At 71.9% G+C, this 11,194-nt stretch carries 10 protein-coding genes; 6 read left to right on the top strand and 4 right to left on the bottom strand.

What is annotated here, in order from left to right:
• Positions 1–66 precede the first annotated feature (66 nt).
• Positions 67–792 (bottom strand): class I SAM-dependent methyltransferase, encoded by a 726-nt coding sequence (locus G3I60_RS00235; protein ID WP_164292722.1) that lies wholly within the window; start codon positions 790–792, stop codon positions 67–69.
• A gap of 51 nt (positions 793–843) precedes the next feature.
• Positions 844–2,148 (bottom strand): ATP-dependent Clp protease ATP-binding subunit ClpX, encoded by a 1,305-nt coding sequence (gene clpX, locus G3I60_RS00230; protein ID WP_164292723.1) that lies wholly within the window; start codon positions 2,146–2,148, stop codon positions 844–846.
• Positions 2,149–2,321: 173 nt separating this feature from the next.
• Here clpX and G3I60_RS00225 point away from each other — a divergent pair, with 173 nt between their 5' ends.
• A complete protein-coding gene (locus tag G3I60_RS00225) occupies positions 2,322–3,434 on the top strand; it encodes a TetR/AcrR family transcriptional regulator (protein ID WP_164292724.1) in 1,113 nt (370 codons plus the stop codon).
• A gap of 102 nt (positions 3,435–3,536) precedes the next feature.
• Here the strand turns inward: G3I60_RS00225 and G3I60_RS00220 are convergent, their stop codons facing one another.
• Complete coding sequence (locus G3I60_RS00220; RefSeq protein WP_138359097.1) at positions 3,537–3,968, bottom strand: protein phosphatase; 432 nt, start codon at positions 3,966–3,968, stop codon at positions 3,537–3,539.
• A gap of 129 nt (positions 3,969–4,097) precedes the next feature.
• Between G3I60_RS00220 and G3I60_RS00215 the strand changes: the two genes are divergently transcribed.
• The gene (locus tag G3I60_RS00215) at positions 4,098–4,655 is read left to right on the top strand and encodes a dihydrofolate reductase family protein (protein WP_164292725.1); all 558 of its coding nucleotides are present in this window, start codon (positions 4,098–4,100) and stop codon (positions 4,653–4,655) included.
• Between the two features lie 52 nt (positions 4,656–4,707).
• Here G3I60_RS00215 and G3I60_RS00210 read toward each other — a convergent pair whose 3' ends face one another.
• Entirely contained in the window at positions 4,708–6,270 is a 1,563-nt protein-coding gene (locus tag G3I60_RS00210; protein WP_164606408.1) for an MFS transporter, read from the bottom strand.
• A gap of 109 nt (positions 6,271–6,379) precedes the next feature.
• Between G3I60_RS00210 and G3I60_RS00205 the strand changes: the two genes are divergently transcribed.
• The 4 genes from G3I60_RS00205 to G3I60_RS00190 all read left to right on the top strand — a co-directional run bounded on the left by G3I60_RS00205 (position 6,380) and on the right by G3I60_RS00190 (position 10,891).
• Complete coding sequence (locus G3I60_RS00205; RefSeq protein WP_164292727.1) at positions 6,380–7,078, top strand: TetR/AcrR family transcriptional regulator; 699 nt, start codon at positions 6,380–6,382, stop codon at positions 7,076–7,078.
• A gap of 190 nt (positions 7,079–7,268) precedes the next feature.
• On the top strand, positions 7,269–8,798 hold the full coding sequence (locus G3I60_RS00200) for a leucyl aminopeptidase (protein WP_164292728.1): 1,530 nt from the start codon (positions 7,269–7,271) through the stop codon (positions 8,796–8,798).
• 326 nt (positions 8,799–9,124) lie between these two features.
• On the top strand, positions 9,125–9,904 hold the full coding sequence (locus G3I60_RS00195) for a GNAT family N-acetyltransferase (protein ID WP_164292729.1): 780 nt from the start codon (positions 9,125–9,127) through the stop codon (positions 9,902–9,904).
• A gap of 66 nt (positions 9,905–9,970) precedes the next feature.
• A complete protein-coding gene (locus G3I60_RS00190) occupies positions 9,971–10,891 on the top strand; it encodes an NADP-dependent oxidoreductase (RefSeq protein ID WP_164292730.1) in 921 nt (306 codons plus the stop codon).
• Positions 10,892–11,194 lie beyond the last annotated feature (303 nt).

Below are 11,194 nucleotides of genomic sequence, written 5' to 3'. Positions count from 1 at the left end.
GCCGCACCCTGACACTTTCCTCATATCCCGCTGCGATGATTCGCCCTCCGGAATTGAGGCGGTCCCTCAGGTACGCCGGGCCACCACCAGCCGGCAGTGCGGGCTGCCGTCCGGGCGGCGGCCGAACTCCTCCAGCGGGAACAGTTCCACGGTGAACCCGGCCCCGACCAGATCGTCCCGCACTCCCCGCAGCGGGAAGGTCCGGTAGTACATGACGAACGGCGGACGCCACAGCGCGTTGCGCACCCGCATGACCGCGTCGAATCCGTACAGCGCCCAGTACAGCGGGGAACGGACCGGCAGCGGAGCGCCGAGGGGGAAGGCGAACACCCCGCCGGGCCGCAACGAGCGGTGCACCTCGGCGAACAGACCCGGCCGCTCGGCGGGCAGGAAGTGTCCGAACGCGCCGAAACTCACGGCCAGATCGAACACCGCTGTGAACGGCAGCGCCCGCACATCCGCCCGTACCCAGTCCACCGCGGGCTTGCCCTCCACCGGGACGGCCTGCCCGGCGGCGGCCAGCATCCCGGCGCTGAAGTCGACCCCGGTGACCCGCTCCTCGCACAGTTCCCGCAGTACCCCGACCCCGGCGCCCGTACCGCAGCAGACGTCGAGCCCCGTCCCGAACGGCCCGAGCGGGCGCAGTGCGCCGGTCACCGCGTCCAGGAAGGGCTCGGGTGTGCGGAAGGGGGTGTGGTCGAACTTCGGCGCCAGCAGGTCGTAGCCGCGCTCGATCGACGAGAGCGCCTGCACGGTCAGTTCGCGGAGCGTGGGTCCTTCGGAGGTGAACACCGCCCCCAGCGTAGTCAGCCGCGCTCCCCCGGGCCCGGAGCGCGGGCGGGCTCAGGCGGTGCGTTCGCCGGGTTCCGGGGCGGGGCCGGGGCGGTCGCGCGGGATCAGGGTCGGGTTGACGTTGTCGAGCACCGTGTCGCGGTCGACGACGACGCGGGCCACGTCGCTCCGGCTCGGCACCTCGTACATCACGTTGAGCAGGACCTCTTCGAGGATCGTGCGGGCCGCCCGGGCGCCGGTGCGGCGCAGCAGGGCCTGCTCCGCGACGGCGGCGACGGCGTCCTCGGTGAACTCCAGCTCGACGCCGTCGAGCTCGAAGAGCTTCTGGTACTGCTTGATGAGCGCGTTGCGGGGCTCGGTCAGGATCCGGGTCAGCGCCGCCACGTCCAGCGGCTGGACGGTCGACACCATGGGCAGCCGGCCGACGATCTCCGGGATGAGCCCGAACTGCACCAGGTCCGCGGGCATGACGTCGGCGAAGGCGTCCTCGTTCCGCTTCCGCCGCTCCTCCGTGCTGCGCACCTCGGCGCCGAAGCCGATGCCCGAACGGCTGGCGCGCTGCTCGATGATCCGCTCCAGCCCGGCGAACGCGCCACCGACAATGAACAGCACATTGCTCGTGTCGAACGCGATGAACTCCTGGCGCGGCTGCTTGCGGCCACCCTGCGGCGGCACGCTCGCGGTGGTGCCCTCCAGCAGCTTCAGCAGCGCCTGCTGAACGCCCTCGCCGGAGACGTCCCGGGTGATCGACGGCCCGTCGCTCTTTCGGGCGATCTTGTCGATCTCATCGATGTAGATGATGCCGCGCTCGGCCTTCCGGACGTCGTGGTCGGCGGCCTGGATCAGCTTGAGCAGGATGTTCTCGACGTCCTCCCCGACGTAGCCGGCCTCGGTGAGGGCGGTGGCGTCCGCGATCGCGAACGGGACGTCGAGCATCCGGGCCAGCGTCTGGACGAGGTACGTCTTGCCGCAGCCGGTCGGGCCCATCAGCAGGATGTTGGACTTGCCGAGTTCGACGGTCTCGCCCTTCGCACCGCGCTGCCCGCTCCCGCCGGTCTGCGGACGGACCCGCTTGTAGTGGTTGTAGACCGCCACCGACAGCACCTTCTTGGCGCTCTCCTGCCCGATGACGTAGCCGTCGAGGAAGGCGTGGATCTCGCGCGGTGTCGGAAGTTCGAGCGAGCCGGCCTCGGGGGGCCCGCCGGTCTCCTCCACGATGAGTTCATTGCAGAGCTCGACGCACTCGTCGCAGATGCAGATGTCGGCCGGTCCCGCGATGAGCTTGCCGACCTGCTTCTGGCTCTTCCCGCAGAACGTACATTTCAGCAGGTCACCGCCGTCACCGATGCGTGCCACGCGGAAGTGTCTCCTCAAACGGTTGTGCCGGTCGAACGGCCCTGGAGGCAAGGACTCGGGAGTCGGGACGGCCACTCGAATGCTGCGACCATATGACGCCACCATTTGAATGGTCAAGGTATCTTGAGCCGCGACGGACGCAACGCGGAAGCGCGAAGGCAAGAGTGAGGGCGATGGGCCGGCCCAGCAGGGTGGAGCTGCAGGAGCGCAACCGCGCCAAGGTACTGACCGCGGCCCGGGACGAGTTCGCCGAGCACGGTTTCCGGGACGCCAAGGTGGACCGGATCGCCGGGCGCGCCGGTCTGACCCGTGGCGCCGTCTACTCCAACTTCCCCAGTAAACGCGCGCTGTACTTCTCGGTCCTGGCGGCCCTCGCCGAGCGCACCCCCGGACCGCCGCACCCCGAGCCCGGGCACACCGCCCCCGAGGCGCTCGGCACGCTCGCCCGCGCCTGGGTCGCACGCCTCCCGCTCGCGGACACCGACGAGCCGCACGGCCCGGCCCGGCTCGGGATGTACGTGATGCCCGAGATCCTCGCCGAGGAGCGCATCCGGCGGCCGTTCGCCCAGCTGATGAAGCTGGACGCGCTGCTGCTCGGGCTGGCGCTGGAGGGCCTCCGGCCGCCCGGAGCGCCGGACGGCAGTCTGGTGCGGGTCGCGGAAGCCGTGCTGACGACCCTGCACGGCGCCGGCCAGATGGCCGCGGCCGCGCCCGGATTCGTCGAACCGTTCAACGTCGTCAGTGCCTGCGCGCAACTGGCGGGCCTCGACCTCAACGGCTGGTGGCCGCCGCCGCACGTGATCACCCAGGCGTGGCCGACCGACGAGCCGTGGTCCCCGCCGCCCACGCTCGACGCGGTGCACGGCGGACCCGCCCGGCTCACGGACGACGGCGTGGTCGCGATCCTGGGGCTGCACCGGCTCGAGGCGGTGGAGGAGGCGGTACGGGCGGCGCCGCCCGGAGCGACGGTCACGGCCGTCCTGGTCACCGGGGACCCCGACGAACTGGCACCGCTGGCGCGGCTGGCCGTCGCGGACCTCTGCGGCTGTCTGCGCCAGGCGTTCCCGCCGTCGGCCTGGCCGCGCCTCCAGGTGGTCTTCGACGAGTCGGGCGCCCTCGCCGCGGCGGCCGGCGTGCCCGCCGTCAGTGACGGAACCGAGGTCGCCGTCCGCATCCGGGCGAGCCGGATCACGGCCCGCGCCGACGGCCGCGGCGCCTGCCACGCGACCGCGTCGGCCCCCGATCCCCGACCACCTTCGGCGCAGACGAAAGAGGACGCGGAATGACCGCCGAACGCATCGGCCCGCCCGCCGCGGGAGGGCGTCGACGGGACCGTCGGGCGTGAGGGCGCGGGCGGAACCGACTCCGGGGCAGTGCCCTCAACGGCGTCAGGGAGCGAAGCGGCGCACATAGCGGCGTTGCCAGGGCGTTTCCACGGCGTGGGCGTCGTAGTGGCGGCGGACGTACGCGACGGCCTCGCCGGGTGGGACTCCGTCGAGGACGGCGAGGCACGCCAGGGCCGTTCCGGTGCGTCCACGGCCGCCGCCGCAGGCGAGTTCGACGCGTTCGCCGCCGGCCCGGGCCAGCGCCTCGGCGAGGACGGACCGGGCCTCCGCGTCGTCGCCGGGCAGCCGGAAGTCCGGCCAGCGCAGCCAGCGCGCTTCCCACGGCACCTCGGGCGGCCGCTTGCCGAGCAGATGGACCGCGAAGTCGGGTACCGGTCCGGCCGGCAGCGGCCGGCGCAGGGCACGGCCGCGCACCAGTCGCCCGGAGGGCAGCCGGAGAACGCCGGCGTCGGTGGTGCTCCAGGCGTTCGTCACACGCTCACCGTAGTCATCGGTCCGCGCCGGGTGCCGAGATTTTCCTTGAGGTGGCGATGAGTTCGGATCTTCGCCGGCGTCTACCCCATGAGACGCACCGCACGGGGCGACAACGGAGGAAGTACCACCATGCGAAAGATCATCAACGCCACCTATGTGACCCTCGACGGCGACATGTCGAACATGCAGGACTGGCACTTCGACTTCTTCGGCGACGAAGCCACCAAGGCCGCCCAGGCCCAGCTCTTCGGCAGCGACGCGCTGATCATGGGGCGGAAGACCTACGACGGGTTCGCCCCGGCGTGGTCCTCGCGCGCGGGAGCCGATGAGTTCGCCGACCGGATGAACGGCATCCGGAAGCACGTCGTGTCGTCCACGCTAAGGGACCCCAGCTGGGAGAACACCAGCGTGATCAGTGGTGATGTGGTCGCCGAGGTGCGGAAGCTCAAGGAGGAGCCGGGCGGGAACATCCTGCAGTACGGCTTCGGCTCCGTGACCCGGTTGCTGCTGGAGAACGGGCTGCTCGACGAGTTCCGGGTGTGGCTCCACCCCGTCCTGTCCGGCAAGGCCACCTCCGAGCAACTGCTGTACCGCGACGCGCTGCAGACCAGGTTCACCCTGAACAGCACCGAGGTGCACAGCACCGGGATGGTCATCCTCAGCTACCTCCCGGTGCGCCCGGCGTAGTGCCCCCCGAGGGGGCGGGGGCACCACGACCATGGTCGCTGTCGGCGACTTCCTACGCGCCGAGGGCGGCCCCGGACTGCTCCAGCACCGGTCCGGACACCGGGGACACCGGTTCCGGCCGGGAGCGCAGCAGGAGGAAGACGGCCACGGCGGTGACGGCCATGACCACCGCGCCGCAGCGGACCGCGAGATGGAGGGCGTCCACGAAGGACGCGTCCATCGTGCGGTGCAGTGCCGGGGGCAAGCCCGAGCCGCGGACGAGTCCGCCCGCGCCGTCACCCGTGACCGAGGCGACGATGTCGTGACGTACCTGCGGCGGGGTGCCGGCGGACTCCAGACGGTGGGTCAGGCCGGAGGCCAGCCGGCTGGTCAGCACCGCGCCCAGGACGGCCACCCCGACGACACCGCCGAGTTCGCGGACGGTGTTGAGCGCCGCGGAGGCCATGCCCGCCGCGGACGGCGCGACGCGGCGCAGTACCGCGATGGAGGCGGGGGCGAAGCTCAAGCCCATGCCGAAGCCCATCAGCGGCAGCACCCAAAGGTACTGCGGGTACCGGGCGCCGGATCCGTACAGGGAGAGCCCCGCGAGGGCCACCGCACACAGCGTCAGACCGGCGACGAGGGGTGGCCGGACCCCGTAGCGCATGGCGAACCTGCCGGACAGCGGCGACGCGATCATGATCATGGCGGTGCACGGCAGCGCCGCCACCCCTGAGCCGGTGGGCGCCCAGCCCAGCACGTTCTGCAGGTACAGCGGCAGGAAGAACATGACGCCGAACATGCCGAAGCTGACCGTGAACGCGGCCAGCGCCGCCCCGGCCAGCACCCGGTCCGCGAAGAACCGCAGATCCATCATGGGTTCAGCGGCCCGCAGTTCCACGACGCCGAACAGCAGCAGTGCCCCCGCCCCGGCCGCGGCGGCGCCCAGCGTGACCGGGTCGGTCCAGCCGCGGCTGGGACCCTCGACGAGGGCGTAGACGAGTCCGCCCAGTCCGACGGCGGCAAGCAGCTGTCCCGGCAGGTCGAGCCGCGCGGTGCGGGTGAAGTACTCGGGCAGTACGCGGCTGCCCAGGAGCAGTGCGGCCCCGCCGATGGGGACGTTGATCCAGAAGACGCTGGCCCAGCCGAAGGCGTCGACCATCGGGCCGCCGATGACCGGCCCCAGGGCGAGACCGATGGCGGAGATGCCGGACCACAGGCCGATGGCGCGGATGCGTTCCCGCTCGTCCTCGAAGGTGTGCCGCAGGATCGAGAGGCTGCCCGGGGTGAGCAGCGCGGCGCCCAGTCCCTGTGTCATGCGCGCCGCGATGAGCAGTCCAGTGGTGCCGGAGAGCGCGGCGAACGCCGAGCCGGCGGTGAACAGGGCGAGGCCGGCGAGGTATATCCGCCGCCGCCCGTAGCGGTCGCCGAGGGTGCCACCGGTGAGCAGCAGGGCGGCGAAGACGAGGCTGTAGCCCTCCACGACCCATTGCAGGCCGCTCACCCCGGCATGGAGTTCCTGTCCGATCCGGGGCAGAGCGGTGTTCACCACTACGTTGTCGAGCATGGCCATGAACATCGTGGCGCACAGGGTGGCGAGCACCAGGTACTTGCGTCGGGAGCTGAGCTCCGCCATGGGGTCCCCTAACAGTGTTAGTCGATCTCTAACACCGTTAGATTGCCCCTAACGGTGTTAGATGACAAGTGGATATCCGCGGCACCGGCGGACACGGAGGAGGCGACCGATGAGGACAGACCGCGCGAAGGCGCCCGGCCAGCAGCCGCCGCTGACCCAGGAAGCGCTGGTGGGAGCGGCCCTGCTGGTGCTGGAGCGGGACGGCCTCGACGCCCTGTCCATGCGCAGGGTGGCGGCCGAACTCGGGGTGCAGGCGCCCTCGCTCTACTGGCACGTCCGCAACAAGGAGCAGCTGCTGGACCTGCTGGCCGACGCCCTGGTGGCCGACGCCGTGCCCCCGCCGCGGGTGGGCGACTGGCGCGAGCAGTTGCGCGCGTACTGCCATCTGCACCGCCGGCACCTGCTCGGCAAGCGCGACGCCGCCCGGGTCGTCGCCGGGCGCTTCAACCTCGGCCCGAGCCTCCTCGTCATCCTGGAGGACCAGCTGGACCGGCTCCGGGAGGCCGGATTCCCCGCTGCCGATGCCGCTCTGACCAGCTACCTGCTCGGCAACTACGTGGCGGGTTTCGTGCTCCAGGAGCAGTCCCCCCTCTCGGCCGCCGAGGCCGTCGGGCAGGCCACCCGGACCGAGGTCGTCAACGCCGCCCGCGAGCATCTCCAGCAGCTCCCCGCCGACCGGTTCCCCCATCTGGTGGCCCTCGCCGCGGATCTGTCGGAGCCCGACATGGAAGCCCGTTTCGCCTTCGGACTGGAACGCATCCTCGACGGGCTGGCCACCCTGCTGGAGCCGGAGCCCGGCACGCGGTGACGACGGCGGCCGGCGCCGTACGGTCCACGGGACCGGTTCCCTCGGTCCGGCGGTCCCTGGGTCGGCCGTTCGGCCCAATGCGGCGTGTTGCCGGGAGCGGGGCCGCGCGCCCTGTGCGCACAGTGGCATCCGCGCATCAGGACTGCGCGACCACGCGGCCGAAACCGCAGGCGTGAAAGGCAGACCCGCCATGTCCTTGCGTGCGGACACCTCCGACCCGGTTCCCTCCTTCGACCACATGCCCGAGATCGACGTCGTGGCCGCGCAGGAGTCCGGGCCCGGGGCCGGCCCGGACGACATCTGGGGGATTCCGGTCGCGGAGGGCCGCGAACTGCCCGCCGACGTGGGACTGACCCCGGCGGCCGCAGCGGCGGCCGGTTTCACCGGGCGCGTTGGACAGACACTGGTGTGCGCGCACACGCAGGGCACGCCCGTGGTGCTCTACGGCATCGGCGACCCGCAGGCCGCCGACCCCGCCTCGCTGCGTGACGCGGCAGCCGCGTTCGCCCTGGCCGCCGGGCGCTCCGCGCGGCTGACGCTGCTCACCCCGGTCGGCGCGGGCGTGGACAGCCTGGTCGCGGCGCAGGCGCTGGTCGAGGGCGCGCTGCTGGCCCGCTACACCTTCGAGCCGCTCAAGAGCGACACCGGGACCGTCCCCGTCATGGGCCTGACGCTCGTGGTGCCCGCGCATGACACCGATGCCGCCGACCGCGGGGCCCAGCGCGGCGGGCTCCTGGCGAAGGCGACCCTGCTGGCCAGGGATCTGGCCAACTCCCCGCCGAACCTGCTCACCGCCACCCGGCTGGCCGACTGCGCGACGCGCGTCGGCGCCCTGAGCGGTCTGGACGTCGAGGTCTTCGACCAGGACGCGCTGCGGGAGTTGGGCTGCGGCGGGCTGCTGGGGGTCAACGCGGGCAGCACGGAACCGGCCCGCATGATCAAGCTGACCTACCGGCCCCCGTCCGGCGGCCCCGAGGTGCCCCGGCTCGCGCTGGTCGGCAAGGGCATCACGTACGACTCGGGCGGCATCAGCCTCAAGCCCGCCGACGCGGTGCACGCCACGATGAAGAACGACATGTCCGGTGCGGGAGCGATCCTGGCGGCCATGTCGGTGCTGTCCGCACTGCACTGCCCCACCTTCGTGACCGGCTATCTGATGTGCACGGACAACATGCCCTCGGGGTCCGCGACCAAGCTCGGCGATGTGCTCACCCTGCGCGGCGGCACGACCGTCGAGGTGCGGAACACCGACGCCGAGGGGCGGCTGGTGATGGCCGACGCCCTGGTCCTGGCCACCGAGGAGCCCACCGACGCCATCGTCGACATCGCCACCCTCACCGGCGCGAGCCTGCGGGCGCTCGGCCCGCAGATCGCCGCGGTGTTCGGCAACGCGCAACCGCTGGTGGACCAGGTGCTGGAAGCGGCCCGGCGCACGGACGAGCCCGTCTGGCAGCTGCCCCTGGCCCGGCGCTACCGCGGCGAACTGGACTCGGACGTCGCCGACATCAAGAACATGGGCGGACCCAACGGCGGGGCGATCCACGCGGCCCTGTTCCTCGAGGAGTTCGTCGCGGGCCGCGCCTGGGCGCACATCGACATCGCCGGCACGGCCCAGAACGACACCGCCTCGTCCTGGCGTCCCCGCGGCTGCACCGGCTTCGGCGCACGACTGCTGACCGAACTCGCACTCGGCTTCACCCGGGAACCCGAGGACTCCTGACCCGCGTTGTCGGGGTAGCGCCGTCCGGCCGCGGGGGTCTCATTGACACGCTCTGTTCGGCGTGCCTAGCTTACGGCCGGAGCACCTCCGGCGGACGCCAGGCCCGCACGGGCAGAAGGACGATGGTGAGCGGTATGTACGCAGGTCCGGGGATGGCCGCGTGGCGACGCCACGGCCGGGCCTCGGCGTTCCTGCGACGGCACATCGATCTGCTGCGGGTCAACAGCGCCCTCTGTCGGGGCTGAAGTCCGGGCCGAACACCGTCCCGCGAACCGCCCCGCAGCAGCAGAAACAGCACCGTGCCAGAACGGAGAGTCCCCACCACCATGCCCACAGGTCTCCATCCTCCGCACCACTCCGGGCAGGACGCGGCCGCGCCGCCGCACGTCCTGGACAACCCCGCGTGGGCCGCACTGACCGGCCCGCACCGCCACCTCGCCGAGATCATCGGGGCCGCCGCCCGCTATCAGCCCGACGTGTCGCCGTTCGTGGCGCTCGCCGACGCCGAGGATCCACGCGGCTGGAAGGACCTGGCCGAGCTGGTGGAGCCGGGCCTCACCATCGCCGTCACGGGAACCGCGGCCGTTCCAGAGGACTGGGAGACCGTCGACTCCGGGTACGGGGTGCAACTCGTCGACACCGCGCTGCGCGCCGAGGCGGAACCGGAAGCGGTGCGGTTGAGCCCCGCCGATGTTCCGGAGATGCTGGATCTCGTCGCGCTCACCAGGCCGGGCCCGTTCCTGCCCCGCACCATCGAGCTCGGTGCCTACTACGGGATCCGCCGGGAGGGCAGGCTCGTCGCGATGGCCGGGGAGCGGATGCGGATCCCCGGCTGGACGGAGATCAGCGCCGTGTGCACCGACCCGGACCATCGCGGGTCCGGGCTGGCGACGCGGCTGATCCGCCATGCCGCAGCCGGTATCCGCGACCGGGGGGACACCCCGTTCCTGCATGCGGCGGAGTCCAACACCGGTGCCGTCCGGCTGTACGAATCGATCGGCTTCACCGTGCGCCGCAGAACGCTCTTCACCTTCGTCCGGGTCCCGGACACCGCGCGACGCCGCCCCGAGCGACCGCCGGGTCAGGGCCCCAGCGGCATCGTGTAGGTGGTTGTCCTGCCCGGCTCGTCTCCCGTTCCTCTCCAGCTCCTCGACCAGAAGTGTGAGATACCGATGCCCAAGGCCTATGTGTTCTCCCGGTTCGGCGGTCCCGAGACCGAGTCCTTCGCCGACGTGCCGCGGCCGGTGCCCGGCGCCGGCCAACTCCTGGTGGCGGTACGGGCGGCCGGGGTCAATCCCGTCGACTGGAAGCGCAGGACGGGATACGTCCAGGCCAACGCGCCGGCGGTGGAACTGCCCGCGGTGCTGGGCGGTGAGGTGTCCGGTGTGGTGGAGCAGGTGGGCGACGGCGTCGAGGGGTACGCGGTCGGGGACGCCGTGTTCGGCAATCCCCTCACCGGCGGGTATGCCGAGTACACGCTGCTGCCGGTGGCGAGCACCGCGCACAAGCCCGCCGGGGTCACCTGGGCCGACGCCGCGACACTGCCGGTCGCCGTGGCCACCGCGTACGACGGCGTGCAGCAGCTCGATCTGCCGGCCGGCTCGATGCTGCTGATCAACGGTGTCGGCGGCGGAGTGGGCAGCGCCGCCGCGCAGATCGCCACGCACCGGGGTCTGCGGGTGGTCGGCACCGCGAGCGCGGCGAAGAAGGAGTTCGTCGAGTCCCTCGGTGTCGTGCACGTCGAGTCGGGACCCGGTGTGGCGGACCGGGTGCGCGCGGCGGCGCCCGATGGTGTCGACGCGGTCTTCGACCTGGTCGGGGGCGATTCCCTGGAGGAGGTGGCCGCGCTGCTGGCGGACCCCGCGACGCTGATCAGCGGTCCTGACAAGGTGAACGTCGTCAAGCTCGGCGGGTCGACGGTGGCGAGGAAGCGGAACACCGAAGTGCTGGACGCCGTCGCGACGTTGGTCGCCGAAGGCGTCCTCGACCCGTTCGTGACCCGGACCTTTCCCTTCGAGCAGGCCGGCCAGGCGCTGCGCACCGTGGAGGAGGGCCACACCCGGGGCAAGGTCGTGATCGAGGTCTCGCGGTAGACCGGGGGCGGGGCGCCCGGCGGGCATTGCGCCGGGCAATAGCCGCGGGATGGCGTCGATATGAGGTGACGAGGCCACCGGCCGTTCGAACCGGAGAGAGGCGATGACGATGCGGACAGCACCCGGTCGTGTCGTCGTCGGCACTCTCGGCCCCCGCGGGCCCGTCGTCCATCGGTACGGACGCCAGCACATCGATCCGCAGCGGATCGCCGGCTCCCTCTGTTGTCACTGATCTGACTCCCTGCTGACGCTCACGCCCTCGGGGCGGTGCGTCCTCATCCGGTCGATCAGGAAGGCAACCGC

Source organism: Streptomyces sp. SID13666 (genome assembly GCF_010548325.1).
GTDB classification, from domain to species: Bacteria; Actinomycetota; Actinomycetes; order Streptomycetales; family Streptomycetaceae; genus Actinacidiphila; species Actinacidiphila fildesensis.
Note: the sequence above shows the minus strand (reverse complement) of the source record. Positions and strands in the feature narration are given on the sequence as shown.